At 48.5% G+C, this 17,144-nt stretch carries 11 protein-coding genes and 7 pseudogenes; 12 read left to right on the plus strand and 6 right to left on the minus strand.

What is annotated here, in order from left to right; translation table 11 throughout:
- The first annotated feature begins 538 nt into the window (after positions 1-538).
- Together JCM2765_RS04955 and JCM2765_RS04960 are read left to right on the plus strand one after the other, a co-directional pair.
- Positions 539-1,695 (plus strand): annotated as a pseudogene (locus JCM2765_RS04955) (5-methyltetrahydropteroyltriglutamate--homocysteine S-methyltransferase).
- 146 nt (positions 1,696-1,841) lie between these two features.
- Complete coding sequence (locus JCM2765_RS04960; protein ID WP_225351969.1) at positions 1,842-2,189, plus strand: hypothetical protein; 348 nt, start codon at positions 1,842-1,844, stop codon at positions 2,187-2,189.
- 487 nt (positions 2,190-2,676) lie between these two features.
- On the opposite strand, the gene JCM2765_RS04965 is transcribed toward JCM2765_RS04960, so the two are convergent.
- From JCM2765_RS04965 to JCM2765_RS04980, 4 genes and pseudogenes are all read right to left on the minus strand, one after another.
- Positions 2,677-3,750, minus strand: a complete 1,074-nt coding sequence (locus tag JCM2765_RS04965) for an ABC transporter substrate-binding protein (protein ID WP_054734506.1) — start codon at positions 3,748-3,750, stop codon at positions 2,677-2,679.
- Positions 3,750-4,555, minus strand: a pseudogene (locus tag JCM2765_RS04970) (ABC transporter permease). The gene JCM2765_RS04965 and the pseudogene JCM2765_RS04970 overlap by 1 nt, the downstream one beginning before the upstream one ends.
- A pseudogene (locus JCM2765_RS04975) lies at positions 4,552-5,372 on the minus strand (ABC transporter permease). Before JCM2765_RS04975 ends, JCM2765_RS04970 begins: the two co-directional pseudogenes overlap by 4 nt.
- Entirely contained in the window at positions 5,369-6,472 is a 1,104-nt protein-coding gene (locus JCM2765_RS04980; protein ID WP_054734509.1) for an ABC transporter ATP-binding protein, read from the minus strand. The pseudogene JCM2765_RS04975 and the gene JCM2765_RS04980 overlap by 4 nt, the downstream one beginning before the upstream one ends.
- A gap of 324 nt (positions 6,473-6,796) precedes the next feature.
- On the opposite strand from JCM2765_RS04980, the gene JCM2765_RS04985 reads away from it, so the two are divergent.
- The 6 genes from JCM2765_RS04985 to JCM2765_RS05010 all read left to right on the plus strand — a co-directional run bounded on the left by JCM2765_RS04985 (position 6,797) and on the right by JCM2765_RS05010 (position 10,607).
- Positions 6,797-7,477: a Crp/Fnr family transcriptional regulator gene (locus JCM2765_RS04985; RefSeq protein ID WP_054734512.1), complete on the plus strand. Its 681-nt coding sequence runs from the start codon at positions 6,797-6,799 to the stop codon at positions 7,475-7,477.
- 15 nt (positions 7,478-7,492) lie between these two features.
- Positions 7,493-7,852: a YxeA family protein gene (locus JCM2765_RS04990; protein WP_054734513.1), complete on the plus strand. Its 360-nt coding sequence runs from the start codon at positions 7,493-7,495 to the stop codon at positions 7,850-7,852.
- Between the two features lie 524 nt (positions 7,853-8,376).
- Positions 8,377-8,805 (plus strand): MarR family winged helix-turn-helix transcriptional regulator, encoded by a 429-nt coding sequence (locus JCM2765_RS04995; protein WP_054734516.1) that lies wholly within the window; start codon positions 8,377-8,379, stop codon positions 8,803-8,805.
- Positions 8,806-8,809: 4 nt separating this feature from the next.
- Positions 8,810-9,538 carry an SDR family oxidoreductase gene (locus tag JCM2765_RS05000; RefSeq protein WP_054734519.1) on the plus strand — a complete coding sequence of 243 codons (729 nt, stop codon included), beginning with the start codon at positions 8,810-8,812 and terminating at the stop codon, positions 9,536-9,538.
- A gap of 99 nt (positions 9,539-9,637) precedes the next feature.
- Complete coding sequence (locus JCM2765_RS05005; protein ID WP_054734522.1) at positions 9,638-10,195, plus strand: nucleoid-associated protein; 558 nt, start codon at positions 9,638-9,640, stop codon at positions 10,193-10,195.
- A gap of 4 nt (positions 10,196-10,199) precedes the next feature.
- A complete protein-coding gene (locus JCM2765_RS05010) occupies positions 10,200-10,607 on the plus strand; it encodes a nucleoid-associated protein (protein WP_054734525.1) in 408 nt (135 codons plus the stop codon).
- A 123-nt stretch (positions 10,608-10,730) separates the two neighbouring features.
- Here the strand turns inward: JCM2765_RS05010 and JCM2765_RS05015 are convergent, their stop codons facing one another.
- Both JCM2765_RS05015 and JCM2765_RS05020 read right to left on the minus strand, forming a co-directional pair.
- On the minus strand, positions 10,731-11,039 hold the full coding sequence (locus JCM2765_RS05015; RefSeq protein ID WP_156301685.1) for an AP2 domain-containing protein: 309 nt from the start codon (positions 11,037-11,039) through the stop codon (positions 10,731-10,733).
- Between the two features lie 1,070 nt (positions 11,040-12,109).
- A pseudogene (locus tag JCM2765_RS05020) lies at positions 12,110-12,672 on the minus strand (cob(I)yrinic acid a,c-diamide adenosyltransferase).
- Between the two features lie 473 nt (positions 12,673-13,145).
- On the opposite strand from JCM2765_RS05020, the pseudogene JCM2765_RS05025 reads away from it, so the two are divergent.
- The 4 genes and pseudogenes from JCM2765_RS05025 (at position 13,146) to cbiB (ending at position 17,068) form a co-directional block, all read left to right on the plus strand.
- Positions 13,146-13,660 (plus strand): annotated as a pseudogene (locus JCM2765_RS05025) (ECF transporter S component).
- A complete protein-coding gene (gene cobD, locus JCM2765_RS05030; RefSeq protein ID WP_054734531.1) occupies positions 13,657-14,730 on the plus strand; it encodes a threonine-phosphate decarboxylase CobD in 1,074 nt (357 codons plus the stop codon). Before JCM2765_RS05025 ends, cobD begins: the two are co-directional and overlap by 4 nt.
- Positions 14,731-14,745: 15 nt before the next feature.
- Positions 14,746-16,120 (plus strand): annotated as a pseudogene (locus tag JCM2765_RS05035) (cobyrinic acid a,c-diamide synthase CobB).
- Positions 16,107-17,068: pseudogene (cbiB, locus tag JCM2765_RS05040) on the plus strand (adenosylcobinamide-phosphate synthase CbiB). Before JCM2765_RS05035 ends, cbiB begins: the two co-directional pseudogenes overlap by 14 nt.
- Positions 17,069-17,144: the final 76 nt, after the last annotated feature.

Genomic DNA, 17,144 nt, shown 5'->3' on the forward strand with positions numbered 1-17,144 from the left:
TTTAAGTGACGCCGAATTTTGTAGCCTGAGAGCGCTGATTTTTATGCGGCTTTGGCGAGCGAAGCGATGACAAACAGCCTTCACCCAAAATCCACCCAATGCTTACGCTGGACACACGCGTCAGCAAAAAATAATCCACTCTTGACAATATGAGAAAGCCCGATTATAATCTAACTTAAATTTAATGAACGTTTTTAATTGCGTTGATGAGAAGAGTAGTAGTGCGAGCGGTTTACAAGGGAGTCGTGATAGTGGAACACGATAGCCGCAACCATTACGAAGATGAGCTCAGAGCAGAAGTTAGGTTCACGCTTAATTTCCGGTAGCCACCGATAACTGGCCGGGTATCAACAGGTACCTCGAGGTGTTGGCTGTGAAGCCAGTACGAACTAGGGTGGTAACGCGAGCTTTCGCCCCTATAACCGAGTCAGTCGGTGTAGGGGCGAAAGCTTTTTTCGTCAACAAGTGCCAGCAAATGAACGTTCATTAAAAAATTAAAACTAACGGATAGATTTCTAATTAAAGGGGATTACACATTATGAGCGAACAAACAGCAGTTGAATACACGAAACGAACAACATCACCATTCCGGTACGACGTGGTCGGCAGTTTCTTACGGCCTGAATCATTGAAGCATGCCCGGCAACAATTTGCCAACAACGAGATCAACGCTGCTGAATTAAAGCTAGTTGAAGATCAATCCATTATTGAACTGTTACACCAAGAAGAAAAGGCTGGGTTGAAGGCCGTAACCGATGGCGAATTTCGGCGGAGCTGGTGGCATTTAGACTTTTTCTGGGGCTTACAAGGGGTTGAAAAGGTTGACCTTGATAGTGGGTACGCCTTTCATGCCGAAGAAACACGGCTGAAAGTGCGCGCTTAACTGGTGAACTGAGTGGCGAAGACCATCCATTCGTTGAGCATTTCAAATTCACCCAAAAGCATGCTAGCGACAACGTGCTAGTGAAGCAAACGATTCCAGCGCCTGCGCAATTCTTAGCAGAATTACAACGTCCTGAAAACTTGAAGGCTACCCAAGCCGTTTACGCAACGGATGACGAATTGATCGAAGGCATCGCTAAGGCCTACCACAAAGTGATTTTGGACTTGTACGCTGCTGGTTGTCGCAATGTGCAATTGGATGACTGTACGTGGGGCATGTTAGTGAGTCGCCATGATGGCGCTCGCCCTGGCGATCCAACCCCTGAAGAAGAACAGTTAGATATTTTGAAGTTACAATACGTGACGGTCAACAACAAGGCCATCGCTGATTTACCAGCTGATTTGACGGTTAACACCCACATTTGCCGTGGTAACTATCACTCAACTTGGGCTTCTGCTGGTGGTTACGAATCAGTTGCTGAACCACTATTCACGAAGGAAAACGTCTCGGCATACTTCTTGGAATATGACAGCGAACGCGCCGGTGGTTTTGAACCATTGAAGAAGGTTGCGACTGACAAATTAGTTGTTTTAGGCCTAATTACGTCAAAGGATGGCAAGTTGGAAGACCCACAAGCCATCATCGACCGGATTCACGAAGCTGGCAAATACGTGCCATTGGACCGCCTCTGCTTGAGCACCCAATGTGGCTTTGCGTCAACTGAAGAAGGAAACATTTTGACCGAAGCCCAACAATGGGAAAAAATCGCGCTGGTTCGTAAGATTGCTAACAGCGTTTGGGGCGAAGAATAAGTCGTTGAAATAGTTGATTAATGATTAAATAGTCCCACAACTTCTCATACCGGAGGTTGCGGGACTATTTGCATTTGTGCTGGGTTAAATTTAGGTGATCAAAATGCTAAACAAAATCACCTTCAAGTCTAAAATAGACTGGAGAGGTGATTGGATTGAAACGGTCTGAACGAAACGTAAAACAAGGTGTCATTATTGATATGAATGATTTTCTGATTGCTTACGGCGCGCAAAAGCTAGGTAAGCGAGCGGATTTAGCTGAGGTGATTTACAACGCAGCTAAGCAGGATTTGAAGGGGTTAGATGACCTGTTCAAAGATAACGGTAATGCGCGCCAGCAAGTCTTTGAAGCGGTTGGCGAAGGCTTTATTGCCGACTACTTTGGTGACGATGACCCAGATCAACGTCAAAAACGCGCGGATGCGTTGACGCAAGAGGCGATTTCGTATCTTGGGGCGCATTTGAGGGATTTTGATGATTGGGAGAATAATTAGAGCTTAAAATAAAACGGTTAGAGACTGGAGCATAAGCCCCGCTCGCCAGAAGTCCCGGGCTTTGGGACTTGTGGTGAGCGGGGCCTATGTGCAAGTCTCTGTTTTATTTTAAGCGTTTCGGCGTGGTGGCCGGAAGGTGGGAAAGTTGGCGATTTCTAAAAGTAAATGGAACCCCAAGAAATATCAGTCTCACCCAAGCCGAAAACCAGTTGTCAGGAGCAGTGTCTTGACGTAGCGCTTTAAATTTACTGAGTATTACTGGCGACGCGCATTGCGATTACATATTTTCGGCGCCACTTAGGCTGTAGTTGGCAATGAATGGCATCATTATGAAGCCAATTTAGATTACCGCCTTGATTAGCCTGCGCCGAAACGAACTCCGCAAAGCAAAGACTTGCACATAAGGCCCTCCCAGCACAACCCCCAAAACCGGGGGTTATGCTGGGAGGGCCTTATGCTCCAGTCTTTAAACGCTTTGCTCCGCTCTCTAATGATGCATCTTAAACTCCAAATACAAATCATTATACTTCCCAACCATCACCGGCGACAGGTTTTTATAAATCTGCAGATGCGCCATGGTTTGGTCGTTTGGATAGAATTGTGGGTCGCTTCGGACTGATTTTGGTAAAAGGTCCTGCGCTTTTTTATTTGGGGTCGCGTAGCCCACGTAGGTTGCGTTTTGGGCTGCGTTTTTTGGTTGCATCATGAAGTTGAGGAAGGCGTAAATCGCTTTATAGTGCTTGGCCGTTTTGGGAATCACTAGGTTGTCGAACCAGAGGTTGCTGCCTTCCGTTGGGACCACATAGTGCAAATGCGAATTGTTGGCCATCATTTCGGCCGCTTCACCCGACCAGTCCACCGCGATGGCGGCTTCGTTTTCGGCCATGTACATCTTGATTTCGTCGGCAACAACGGCCTTCACGTTTGGACTCAGTCGATTCAACTTATTCTTAGCGGCCAGCAATTGTGCCGAGCTGGTCGTATTCATTGAATCACCGTTGGAGGCCAACGCAAAACCCATGATGTCGCGCGCCGAATCCACCAACATGATCTGGTTGCGGTACTTGGGTGACCAGAGCTGGTTCCAATGTTGCAGACTGCCTGGTTTGACCATTTTATCGTTATAAACGATGCCTAACGTTCCCCAGAAATAAGGAATTGAGTAGCGGTTGTCGGGGTCGAAATCCAGATTCATTAACCGCGGATCAAAGTTGTTGAGACCGGTCAACCGGGATTTGTCCAACGGTTTCAACAAATGCGCTGCTCGAAGTTTTTCAATCATATAGTCGCTGGGAACAGTCAGATCATAACTGGTACCACCTTGCTTGATCTTCGTGAACATGGCTTCGTTACTGTCAAAGGTTTCCACGTTCACGTGAATGCCGGTTTGCTTCTGGAATTTAGTAATCAAAGCGGGATCAATATAGTCGCCCCAGTTGTAAAGGTTTAACACGTTGTCACCGCCACCGGTGTTGTCGCTGGCAAGGAGTCGGTTGGCCGAAAAGCCCAACAGGCCACAAGTTGCCAAAATTAAAATGGCGAGGGTCATTAATCGTTTCATCAGCGCGCCTCCCGTCGTTTGGCCTTGGTTGCCGACTGTTGAACGAAGTAGTAGCCAACGATCAACGCTAGGGTCAGGATGAAGAGTAGGCCGGACAGAGCATTGATCTCCAGACTAATGCCTTGGCGGGCCCGCGAGTAGATTTCAACGGAGAGCGTTGAGAATCCATTCCCCGTCACGAAGAAGGTCACCGCAAAGTCATCCAACGAGTAGGTCAGTGCCATGAAGAAACCAGAGAAAATCCCCGGCGTAATAAACGGCACGATGACGTGGCGAAGAATCTGTGCTTGGTTGGCGCCAAGGTCAGCCGCCGCGTCCAGCATACTGCCGTTCAGTTCCTTTAAACGTGGCAACACCATCAGTACCACAATGGGAATCGAGAAGGCCATGTGACTGAGCAACACGGAAGTAAATCCAAGTGGAATGCTCAACGTTGTGAAGAAAATCAGGAAGCTGGCCCCGATGATGACGTCCGGTGACACGATCAGGATGTTGTTGAGGGATAGCAGGGTATTTTTAAATACCGGCCGGCTCGTTTGATGGATCCATAACGCACCCAGTGTCCCAATGGCGGTGGCCATTAACGCTGACAATAGCGCAATCACCAACGTTTCTAATACAATAGCGATCAGGCGCCGGTCCGCAAATAATTCGCCGTAGTGGGCGAGGGTAAAGCCCTGAAAGTGTCCATAGTTTGACCGCTGTTGAAGGAGTAAACGACTAGAAAAATAATCGGCGCGTACAACATGATGAAAACTAACGTCAAGTAGAGTCGCGACCATTTAAATGATTTTAAGCGGGTCATCGTGTCACCCGCCCTTCGAGTTTCCGGTCACCAGTTAAAATCATGATGACAACCATGGCGATGATCAACACGACGCCAATCGTGGAGCCCATGCCCCAGTTCATAGTAGTCAGAAAGTGTTCTTCAATCGCCGTCCCTAAAGTGATGACTTTGTTACCACCAATCAGGCGAGTCAACATGAAGAGCGAGAGTGAGGGAATGAACACCGATTGGACGCCAGCCTTAACGCCGGGCAGGGTCAGTGGCCAGATAACCTTTGAGAAGGTTTGCCAACCAGTGGCGCCTAAATCGTGACTGGCGTTTATATAGGAAGGATTTAAATCGTCCAACGCGTTATAAATCGGTAAAATCATGAACGGAATCTGAATATAAGTGGCCACGAACACGAAGCTAAAGTTCGTAAACAAAATCTGTTGGGGCCGATGCCAAATACCTGAAGGAACTGATTCACCACCCCGGACTGACTGAAAATGCCAATGAACGCGTAGGCCTTCAGCAGCAAGTTGATCCAAGTGGGCAGAATCGTCAGCAACAGCCAGAGTTGCCGGTGCTTGAGTTGGTGAATGTAGTAAGCCGCGGGATAGCTGATCAACAGCGTAAATGCGGTGATCAAGAAGGCCCACCACAGTGAGTTCACGGTCATCATCAGGTAGGTTTTCGATTCAAAGTAGGTCTGGTAATTGGCCAGGGTAAAGTGGTGATTTAAACTTAAAAAGGATTGGTAGATGATCAGGCCGACTGGCGCCAAAACGAACAGGCCAATCCAGAGCCCGTAAGGTACGTAGTAGGACCAGTTAGCAAATTGCCGACGATTCATTGCGCGACCTCCTCATCATCGTAGCTTTCCAACCGGGCGTCGAAGTCGGCTTCGGTTTCGTGAAGTCGCATAACGTGGATGTCATAGGGTTCGAAGGTCAGACCGACCACTTCGCCGTCTTTGGCCGGATTGATCGAGTGAATCAGCCATTCGTTGTGGTCGTCATCGTAGGCCACGATTTCGTGGTAGTCGCCCCGGAAGAGCTGGCTGTCGATGGTGACGGTCAACTTACCTTGATCAGGCGTGGTGATATCGAGGTCTTCAGGCCGTAAAACGACTTCGACTGGTTCGTTAGGTTTCATCCCAGCATCGGCACATTCAAAATGCTTACCGACGAACGCCACTTCGTAATCCTTGATCATGGTCCCCGTCAAAATGTTACTTTCGCCGATGAAGTCGGCAACGAAGTGGTTGATCGGTTCATCGTAAATATCCACTGGCGTCCCGCTTTGGAGGACGTTACCGTTATTCATGACGAAAATTTCATCACTCATGGCAAGGGCTTCTTCTTGGTCGTGGGTGACGAAAAGGAAGGTGATACCAAGTCGTTGTTGCAGATCACGTAGTTCGTACTGCATGTCTCGACGGAGTTTGGCATCCAACGCAGAAAGGGGTTCATCCAACAGTAACATCCGCGGTTTCATGACAATGGCACGGGCGATGGCGACCCGTTGCTTTTGGCCGCCAGAAAGTTCACTGATTTGGCGAGAGCCGTAGTCGGTGAGGCGAACGGATGCGAGGGCTTCGTTAACGCGTTGGTTGATGTCAGCCTTACTGATTGATTTTTGAAGCCGTAGTCCAAACGCCACGTTATCGTGCACGTTCATGTGCGGGAATAACGCATAGTCTTGGAAGACGGTGTTAACTTTACGTTGGTTAGCGGGCAGGTTATTGATGGCTTTGCCGTCAAATAAAATCGTACCCTCAGTTGCGTCAGTAAAGCCAGCGATGATGCGTAGAATGGTTGTTTTACCACAGCCGGAAGGACCGAGCAGGGTGTAGAACTTCCCCTGTTCAAGTGTAATGTCGATGCCCTTGAGAATCTCAGTGTCCCCGTAACGCTTCACAATGTGGTCTAAACGAATAATTGGTTCGGTCAATAAAAAGGCCCCCTTGAAGATCTAATTAAATAAGTGCAAGTTGCTTGCTATTTGGTGATATTTAGGCAATAATCACTTGTCATTATAAGTGGTTTAATGGGCAAAACCAAGCCCTGAGATCGTTGAATTGGTTCGGTTGATTAAAATACCCAGCGGTTCAAATTTTACACGACTTTTTAGCAAAAAAATCTAAAAATTTCATGGCAAAAACCGCTGAATTTTTCAGGTTCAACTTGACTTATGTCAAGGCAATCAGCGGACTGGCCTGTTACGCTAAACTATGATAGATTGATAGTAGTGAAACCATCCGAGGAGGGGTTTAACATGTTAGGTCATCATGATGCAATTGCGTGTGTTCAGTTAGTGCCGATTTTCCAAGATCTTGATCACGCCACGGTGTCAGCCGTTGCGGAGTTAGTTCAGGAACGGCACGTTGCGAAGGGTGAGTTTGTCTTTTTAGCGGGTGATCATGCGGATTCGTTGGTGATTTTAGCCCATGGTCAGGTCAAAGTGACGCAGAGTACGGCTAGCGGTCGGGAACAGTTGATCCGGCTATTACAACCAGGCGACTTTGACGGTGAATCAGTGTTGTTTGAAGAAACCGACCGGCAGACCAGTGCCCAAGCGTTGGTCGATTCTCAAATGTGCTTGATCACCCGGCAGGATTTCCAACAGCTCGTGCAACAATCACCAGCCGTTGCGCTGAATATGTTGAACGCGTTGGGCAAACGGGTGGCTGACTTGGAGGCGCAAGCAGCTGCCACGCTTACCACCAGTGTCGGTGAACGCCTAGCAAACTACCTCGTTGAAACCAGTTCCGAAATTGGCACGGCGTCATTTGACCTGCCACTCCAAAAAAAGGATCTGGCCCTGTATCTTGGAACCTCACCAGAAACGATCAGTCGCAAGCTCAGCCAATTTTCAAAGCAGGGCCTGATCAGTCAAAGTGGTCGAAGTCACATTACGATTCAGGACGAAGATGGGTTAGCACTAGTTGAAAATTAATTGGAGGACGTTAGGATGAAGAAGGGACTTTGGTGGCTTGTAGGGATTATCGTGGTGCTCGTCGGTATCGGCGGTGCCCTGTACGGCATTCAAAACTACGGCCGTAGCTACTACGCACAGGTTGGTAATATCAGTCATACCTACTTGCAAAAGCAAAAGGACGGCACCGTTATGGGCAAGAGTTACACCTATAACATGACCGGCTACGACAAGAACGGTAGCGCCAAAAAATTATCAGTCAACTCAATGACTGGTGTCAAATTCACGAAGGGCCACTACGTGAAAGTACTCTGGTCACCGGCTAAGGGTGTTAAGAGCTACGAACGTGTCAGCTGGTCACAAGTACCGAAAGCGGCACAGGCTAAATTGAAGTAGATTAACGTGGAACGTTGCGATGATTGCAGCGTTTCTTTTTTTGTTACGCTTGTGTCCGGCGTAAGCATTGGGTGGATTTTGGGTGAAGGCTGTTTGTCATCGCTTCGCTCGCCAAAGCCGCATAAAAATCAGCGCTCTCAGGCTACAAAATTCGGCGTCACTTAAACTGTCATTTCTAGGGTTCCTGAAGTTATGGAAACTTGTCAACCACGCGCTTTCTGGCCACCACGCCGAATGGTGCTGCGCGAGACTGAGAGCTGCATGTAGGGGCACATCGATAAAACCGCCAGGCCCGGGCGCTTTCACCGAAGTGCCCCTACACACCGCTCTCAACCCGTCTCGCTCCGCACACTATCGCTGGACACAAACGACAGTAATCGTTAAAAGTCGCAGAAAAGGTTAAGTCGCACGGTAATTCTTGATTTTCCGCAAGAACCATGCTAGCTTTAAACTGTTACCTCACTAACGATTTGGTGAGGAACGAACAACGGCCTGCCAACTGAGAGGCAAGGAGCGAATAATAAATGGAAGCAAGTGACACGGGGCGCTTATTACGGAAAGCAGCCAATCAATTGATCTATAACTTCGACCAGTTTGCTGGTCAGTATGGGTTAACCAGTATGCAGATGTCAGTGATCGATTATTTGAGTCGGCAAGGAAGTCACGTGGTGATTCAGCGGGATTTGGAACGCGAATTTAACGTGCAACGCTCAACGATGACCCTGCTATTGCAACGAATGGATAAAAAGGGCTTGGTGAAGCGACAAAAAGCGGTGACTGATGGTCGTCAAAAAGAAGTGACGTTAACGGCGAAGGCTCGTGAGATGGAGCGGATCATTCAAGATTACATGCAAGGTCAAGACCGCAAAATTCGCGCAACGTTTGATGATGAAACAATTGAACAATTTCAAGAGATCTTAACGTACTACATTAATTTGACTGAAGGGAAATGATGAGTTGAGTTTAGCGCAGCAACGGGTGTTGATTCTTGGTGGCACGTCTGGGTTCGGACTACAAGTTGCCCAACAGGCGTTGGCGGCTGGGGCCGAAGTGACGATTGTTGGTCGGCACGCTGACCGATTGATGAAGGCCCAACAAGCAATTATCGTAGCGCAACCAGAAGGCATTCTTGAAACGGCGCAGTTTAATGCGAGTGATGTTAAAACGCTAACGGCGTTCTTTGAAACGAACGAGCGGTTTGACCACGTGGTGTCGATGCTGGGTGGTGCCCTAGGTGGCGGTTTTTTAGCTAATTCGGTGGCGGATATTCGGGCGGCAATTGAGGCGAAGTTCTTTGATAACCTGAAAATTGCGCAGGTTGCTAGTCGGTATTTAAATGCCGGCGGGAGCTTAACGTTTACCTCGGGTTCGGGTGGCAGTCCCGCGACGGCATCTGGCGCAATTGTTGGTAACCAAGCAATCAATTTGATGGTACAGGGGCTAGCCGTTGAGTTAGCGCCCGACAAACGGGTTAACGCTGTATCGCCAACTTGGACGCCAACTGGTTTGTGGCGAGAGTTGTCCGACGATGAGGTTGCAGAACAGACCAATGCGTTTGCGGCAAACGTACCGTTGAAACGGGTCGCTAAGCCAGCGGAAGTTGCGTCAGCTTATCTCTACCTGATGCAAAATCAGTTCGTAACTGGACAAGTACTAGCAGTTGATGGTGGCGTTGATTTAGCTTAAGTTTAAAAAGTATCCGGTCGGCATTACAGGTTGTCACGGATACTTTTTTGATATGATATAGAGAATAGGCAACATAAAAAGTAGAGTAGGTGGCTTCAGATGAGAATATTAACGGCAGTGGTTCACGTTTTGGATAAGGATTCGGGTAACGTGGTCTTATCCCACAAGGATATGGACCCCAACGATGTTGTCGTTGAGGAGTATCTGCAAAAGGTCGTCCAAAAATTTGTGAATTCGGAGTACACGGAAACGGCCCTTGATGACTGTCCAATCGTTAAGTCATTGGTTGATGATCCGGCTAGTTTTATGGACCAAACGACTGAACTTAGTTTGGCTTTTTTTGAAGCAATTAAGGGTGCTGAAAAAATCGGTGGCGGTGATCTGCTGTTTTTCCGGGTTGAGAACGATGATCTGGCCGAGCTGACCGGGATGGTGAAGTTGGACTACAACGCGAAGTATTTACACACCATCGAGTACCAAGATGATGTGTTGGTCAACACGATCATTCAGAATAAAACCATTTTGCCGTCACCAGTTCAAACGATCAACGATGGCTTTTTAGTGATTGGTAACACGATTCGGGTTCGGTCGAAGAAGTATGACAACAATGGTGAGGACTGGAGTTTGCGCAAATATTCTAAAGATTCCGGCCGTTAAAAAGGTGTCAGAAGAGATTAAAATCATCGAAAAAACGGTGCAAGAAACGACGAAAAAATACACTGAAACTGATGTGCTAACCGCACCAGAAACGCGAAAGGCCGTTCATGATAGTATCAAGAAGGATGAAACGATCGATAGCAATTATGTTGCTGAGGCGGTTTTCCCGGATAATCCGGTTGCGAAGGAAGAATTTAAGGCAACGTTGAAAGAACGCGGCGTTGCTGAAACGGTGCCGGTACCTAACGCACCGATTTTTGAGAAGAAGTACCAAAAGCAAAAAATCAAGCTGGGTAACGGCATTGAAATGACGGTACCGGTTGAACTGTTGAAGAACAAAGACGTGATTGAATTTCGGACCAATCCGGATGGGACGATGTCCGTAATCGTGAAAAATGTTGAACGTGATTAGTTGTCCGCATTAAGGCAACCAATAAAAAAGGTTCAGACCAGTTACGGTCTGAACCTTTTTTATGATTTCAGTTGAAAAACAACCGGTTGCAATCAAACAACGGCGGTTATCTTGATCAGCGGTTTACAGGTACCGCTTCTCAGCTTCCTTCCGGGCTTCAACGGCGTCGCTCTTATCGGTAAACGTCCGGTTTAAGACGTACCGACCATTGAAGTATAACCGGGCGATCCAGCGATCCTGCGCTTGATCGTAACTCACACCAGTGACCCCACTCTTGTTGTTCGCCCGTCGCTCATCGGACTTAGGGTGCCACGTTTTTTGAAGCACTTCCCAGTTACCGATGTATTTACGAGTAGCTGGGTTTTCCCGGATCATTTGACGCGACCGTTGCTTGCGGATACAGCCGCAGCTCAGGGTTTTCTTGGTCCGCAATTGGTGACCATCAACCACACAGCTGTTACCACAATCACAGTGACAGTTCCAGGTAATATTGCCGTTGGGTAATTTACGGCCCGGCTTAAAACGGTTAAGCGACCGATGCGTTGCCCACGCATATCGATCATTTTCTGAGGCATGCTAATCCATCCTTCGTATTGATTTCAGTCCATTTTTAAGACATACAGGACTGTTTGTGTTGTTTCCTAGTATACCCGATGTGCTATGAAATTGATATGTCAAATTTCGGAGAGTGCTGGGTGATGGGGGTAAAATGCAAACGGGAAAAGGTTGGGTTGAGTTGATGATGGCGGGGTTAGTAGCGGGTGAGTGATGACTGATTTTTGGGGTAAAAATTTTTTTAAATTTTTGGTTTGGTTAGGGAAATTCGGTTGGTTTAGATTAAATTTAGGTGTTGTTAAGATAGTTGTCAGGTGGCGGTTGAAAAGGTGTTTGGTTGGTTTTGGTTGTCATGGAAGTTGACAATTGGGGTGGTGGGATGGTGCTTTTTTGATTGGGTAAATGGGTGTGAAATTGTCTCTTGAGTTGCTGCGTATGAGGCATGTCAGGCGGTCCCTATATTAAGTCGAGGGGCGTGACTTGGGTGGGTGACTGAGTGGGATAGGCGATGAGCGTTTAGGCAGCGTAGTTTTCGGCTAACGTTGGGCTGAGATTTTCCGGATCATCGTAACTATGGTGAAGTTTGTCAGCTTGACTTGGGTTAGGCGACCACGCCGAAACGCGTCAAATCGAGCGCTTAGAGACTTGCACATAAGGCCGCCTCACCATAAAGTTGAGGGTCATGACTTGGGTGAGTGACTGAGTGGTGGGAGGCGACGAGCGTTCGGGCGGCGTTATTTTCGGCTAAGGTTGGGCTTGAATTTTCCGGATAATCGCCACTATAGTGAAGTTTGTCAGCTTGACTTGAGTTAGGCAGCCACGCCGAAACGCGTCAAATCGAGCAGAGACTTGCACATAAGGCCCCCAGCACTAAGCCCCCGAAGTTCAGGGGCTTAGTGCTGGGGGCCTTATGCTCCAGTCTCTAAGCGCTCGATTTGACGCTCTCTCTATCTAAAAACCGGCTTACTATTCCGATACAAAATATCATCATGCTTCTCCAACATGTTTGCATAGCGCGCTGCTGCGAAGAAGTAGTCTGATAAGCGGTTCATGAAGACCAATACATCGTGGTTGATGTCGTCTTCGCCTTGTAATGTCACGATGCAGCGTTCTGCCGACGGGTGATCGTTCTTGCAACGTGCAATGCGGATGCTGGTTGCGCACCACCTGGCAGGATGAATTTTTGGACGGCTGGGACGGCTTCGGTGTACTTATCGATCTTGCCCTCCAACCACGTGGTTGCTTCTGGGTTGAAGATGAAGTCGCGCTTCGGGTCGTCGTTTAAGGTTGCTAAATCAGTGCCGGCGTCGAAGAGTTGTTGTTGAATCTCTTCCAGTTCGTCGTGAAGTTCAGCAGTGTTAGCCGTTAATAATGAGATGGTATAGCCCACCCAAGAGTTCAGTTCGTCAACGGTGCCGTACGCTTCAACCCGCGCGTCATCCTTGGTCACGATTTTCTTACCAATGATCCGAGTAGACCCTTTGTCGCCTTTTTTGGTATAAATCTTCATGTCAAAATCCTCCTTAGTGTGTGGTGCTCATGTGTGTCCATTGTACTCAAAAATCCCGGCAAGTCACGCTTTAGACGTTATAGAAACGCCAAAGCACCAGAATCGGGTGAAAAGTTACCGCGTGACCGGCTAAATTGTGGGGACAATGGGGTGATTTAGTCAAAAATGTGCTATTTTTACCGAAATTAGCAGTTATTTTCATTCCAAAAATAACAATCTAAAAATTCGTAAATTATAACGACCCCATTATACCAGTTCCGAAACGAAATACCAGCGTGAATCTTAACTGGTCCAGAACGAACTGATTTGCCAAAATTAGTAGTTTTTTATACTGATATTGAGAAGCGTTCCACAAATTTGTTAGACCGGTCACAAGCCGTTGAAAGACCGGCCCGGCTATCATATCTTTATATCAGGACGTTTTGTAAGCGACCTCATTTTAGCTAAAATTTGGACGAAGAAGGTTTACTGGTATGGATAATTCTGCAAGGTTAAAGCGAATTGTGTTGGCAGCCATGTTGCTGGCACTGTGTGTGGTCGGGGCCAACGTGAAGATTTAGGATCAATCGCGTTTGATTCCTTGCCCGCATTTTTAGGGGCGATTTTATTGGGTCCCGTTTTCGGTGCTTTTTTAGGCGTATTTGGTCACTTAGTCTCAGCTGGGTTAGCGGGGTTCCCTTATACGTTGCCAGTTCACTTGGTGATCGCCGTGATGATGGGCGTCTGCATGTTTGTTTTTGGCTGGATCCGTCAGCGATTCGGTAAGGACAAGCTCAGTGTCGTTTTGATCGCTGATGTGATCGGTTATGTCATCAACGTGCCATTGGAAGTGCCGTTGATGTACCCGTTCTTGAAAGGCACGATTTTCGCGCTCTTTATCCCACTGACGGTCGCCACCATCGTGAACCTTGCAGTTTGCGAAGTTGTCTACGCTTTCTTGCCACAACGCGTCAAACACGCACCATTTTTAAGGAGTGAGGCATCATGATCAAAGTGATTCATGGTGGTAACCGGGAGGCAATTGCACAACGAACTGGTCTTAACGCTGCGACGTTGATCGATTTTAGTGCCAATATTAATCCCCTGGGCCTATCGCCAAAGTTAAAAACGGTTTTGACCGAGTCGCTAGACGAACTGGTCTACTATCCCAATCCACAGTATCCGCAATTAAAAGCAGCTATTAGCCATTATTTAAACGTTTCTGCGGATGACGTGTTTGTTGGGAACGGGGCGGTTCAGATGATTTTTGACACGGCCACGGCGTTGCAATCAACGCACGCTGTTGTGTTAGCACCCACGTTTGGTGAGTACGAGCGCTCGCTGCGGCGGGCCGGGGCAACGGTTGACCATTATCGACTACGGGCAGAAAATCAGTTTCAAATTCAGCTGCCTGAGCTGATCCAGTTTCTGGACCAGCAACCGACCGTTGATCTGCTCTGCCTGTGTAACCCCAATAACCCGAGCGGCCAAGTCCTCTTACCAGATGAGGTGCAGCGGCTAGCCGATTACTGCCGCCAACACCAGATTTGGCTGATTTTAGACGAAGCTTTCATGGACTTTATTGACCACGACCGCCTCAGCTACATTAACCGGTTAAGCGAAACGGATCCGGTAATGATTATCCGGTCGGCTACCAAATTCTTTGCGATTCCAGGGCTACGGCTCGGGTTTGCAGTGACAAAACACCCGCAACTCAAACAACAGTTGCTTGAACAAGCCGAACCGTGGTCGGTCAATACGCTGGCCGCCCGGTTTGGAGAGCACATGTATGATGACCAGGCCTATATTCAAGCGACCTACGCTTGGTTATTAGCAGAAAAGAAAGCGCTTTACGAGGGCCTACAAACGGTCTCATACCTGACCGTGTACCCGTCATCAGCCAACTACTACCTCTTCAAGAGTGGCATTCCCCAACTACGAGAACGGTTGTGGCCAAAGGGGTTAATGATTCGAGACTGTTCCGATTACGTTGGCTTAGATGCGAGTTACTACCGGGTTGCGGTGCGGTCACATGATGATAATCAAACATTATTAGCAGCATTACACGACTTAGCTTAAGGAAGGTGACGGACGTTGAAGAAACTACTGATTGCGGGCGCAACGAGTGGTTCTGGTAAGACCAGTGTGACGTTAGCATCTTGGCGGCGTTACACAAGCAGTACCGAATTCAGCCTATAAAGTGGGCCCCGATTACGTGGATACGAAGTTTCACTCCCGGATCACTGGTCGCCAGTCACGTAACATCGACAGTTTTTTGGTGCCAGATCCGCAAACGTTACGGCAGTTGTTTGCGCGAGACACCAGCGATGTTGATTTGGGATTAATCGAAGGGGTGATGGGCCTGTATGATGGGCTTGGCACTGATAAGGACGCCCATTCAACCGCCAGTATTGCCAAACAGCTAGACGTCCCCGTAATTTTAGTTGTTAACGCTCGTTCAGCTTCTACCTCGGTGGCCGCTATCGTGAAGGGGTTTATGACCTTTGATCCGGCGGTTCCAATTGCGGGGGTGGTGGTCAATAACGTGATGAGCGAGAACCACTATCAGCTGATCAAAGGCGCCATCGACCGTTACGTTGGGTTACCAGTATTAGGGTATTTGCCCTTTAAAAAAGAGCTGGCCCTACCTTCTCGGCAACTTGGGTTGGTTCCCGATAATGAGTTACCGGAGATCGACAGTAAGATTGCAGCGCTGGGTGAGTTAGCAACTAAACATCTGGATTTAGACCGACTCTTGGCGTTGGCTGGGACGAGTACGGCCATTGAAAATCCACAACCGTTGGCCCGTCAGCGCGTTCGGTTACGGTTAGGGATTGCCCAAGACGATGCGTTTAGTTTTTACTACCGAGATAACTTGACCGCGCTGCGAGAAGCGGGGGTGACATTGATACCATTCAGTCCGATTCATGATGCTAAGTTGCCTGACGTTGATGCGCTATACCTTGGTGGCGGTTATCCAGAGGAGTTCGCCGAACAACTGGTAGCTAACGGCACCATGAAACAGTCGATTCGAGTATTTTCCGAAGCTGACAAGCCAATCTATGCCGAGTGTGGTGGCCTGATGTACCTTGGTCAGCAATTGCGCACGGCAGACGGGACGTTTGAAATGGTCGGAATCTTTAACGGTGACAGTCAGATGACGCCACGCTTGAAGCGGTTTGGTTACTGTCAGGCAACGCCAAGAACAACTACGGTGATAGGTGACGCCGGAACGGTCATTTACGGCCATGAGTTCCATCACTCGGTTTTTACCACGCACGACAACCAACTAAAACCAGTCTTGGAGATGGCAAAGGTGCGCGATGGTCAGACAGTGGCGACTTGGACTGGCGGTTATCAGGTTCGGCGGACGTTTGCCAGTTACCTGCACGTTCACTTTTATCAAAGCCGAGCGTTGTTTGAACGCTTGCTGCAACAGCTAGGGGCGGTGCGTGATGCAACTGATTAGCATGATCGTGATTGGTTTTGTGCTCGACTTGCTACTAGGTGATCCACCGAGTTGGCCGCACCCCATTAAGATAATTGGTCATGCCATCGGTGGTTTGACCAAGCTGTTTAACCGACCGAAGTACGCCGCAACAACGCGCCAATGGTTAGGGTTATTGATGTGGGTCATCATCGTTGGTGGCACTTGGTTGATCGTAGCTGGCTTGATGTGGTTGGTCCGCGACGTGCTCTGGTTGAAATTGGTGCTCGGTAGCTACCTGTGCTACACCTGCCTGTCGATCAAAGGACTGGCAGTGGAAAGCCGTAAGATCATGAGAAGCCTGAAAGCGGATGACCTGGAGAAGGCCCGTTATCAGGTAGGAATGATCGTTGGCCGTGATACAGCGGCACTTTCTGGTGAAGACGTCTGCAAGGCCACCATCGAAACGGTGGCGGAAAATACCAGTGACGGGGTCATCGCCCCGCTGCTGTTCCTGATTATCGGCGGACCAGCACTGGGACTAGCCTATAAGGCAGTCAACACGCTGGACTCAATGGTTGGGTATCAAAATGAAAAATACCGGGACATCGGCCGCGTGCCGGCGCGTCTCGATGACGTGTTCAATTACATTCCAGCACGGTTAACGTGGCTGTTCTTGGTGATTGCCAGTGCGCTGTTACGGTACGACGTTCACAAGGCGGTTTCAGTTGGTTTGCGTGACCGGGAGCATCACAAAAGCCTAATAGTGGCTTTTCGGAATCGGTTGTGGCGGGTGCACTCAACTTACGGTTGGGTGGTCCCCACTACTATTTCGGCGAGTTAGTGCCGAAACCCTACATCGGTAATGCGGATGCCGGGCCGGCGGATGCGCACGCTATTAACCAAACTTTGAGGCTATTGTACACGGCGTCAACGCTGGGCTTAATTGTTGTGATTGGCGTTCGCTGGAGCATTTTAGCACTGTTGTAACAACGAGTGAGAAGGAGGGATTCTCGTGACGGACTACATCACGATTCCAAATCAAATTACGGATAAGAGTTTTGAA

Source organism: Secundilactobacillus similis DSM 23365 = JCM 2765, assembly GCF_001311075.1.
Lineage (GTDB): Bacteria > Bacillota > Bacilli > Lactobacillales > Lactobacillaceae > Secundilactobacillus > Secundilactobacillus similis.

Excerpts from the sequence above, each read along its gene's own strand:
- JCM2765_RS04965 (WP_054734506.1), bottom strand. The coding sequence starts at position 3,750 with ATGAAACGATTAATGACCCTCGCCATTTTAATTTTGGCAACTTGTGGC.
- JCM2765_RS04985 (WP_054734512.1), top strand. The coding sequence starts at position 6,797 with ATGTTAGGTCATCATGATGCAATTGCGTGTGTTCAGTTAGTGCCGATT.
- JCM2765_RS04990 (WP_054734513.1), top strand. The coding sequence starts at position 7,493 with ATGAAGAAGGGACTTTGGTGGCTTGTAGGGATTATCGTGGTGCTCGTC.
- JCM2765_RS04995 (WP_054734516.1), top strand. The coding sequence starts at position 8,377 with ATGGAAGCAAGTGACACGGGGCGCTTATTACGGAAAGCAGCCAATCAA.
- JCM2765_RS05005 (WP_054734522.1), top strand. The coding sequence starts at position 9,638 with ATGAGAATATTAACGGCAGTGGTTCACGTTTTGGATAAGGATTCGGGT.
- cobD (WP_054734531.1), top strand. The coding sequence starts at position 13,657 with ATGATCAAAGTGATTCATGGTGGTAACCGGGAGGCAATTGCACAACGA.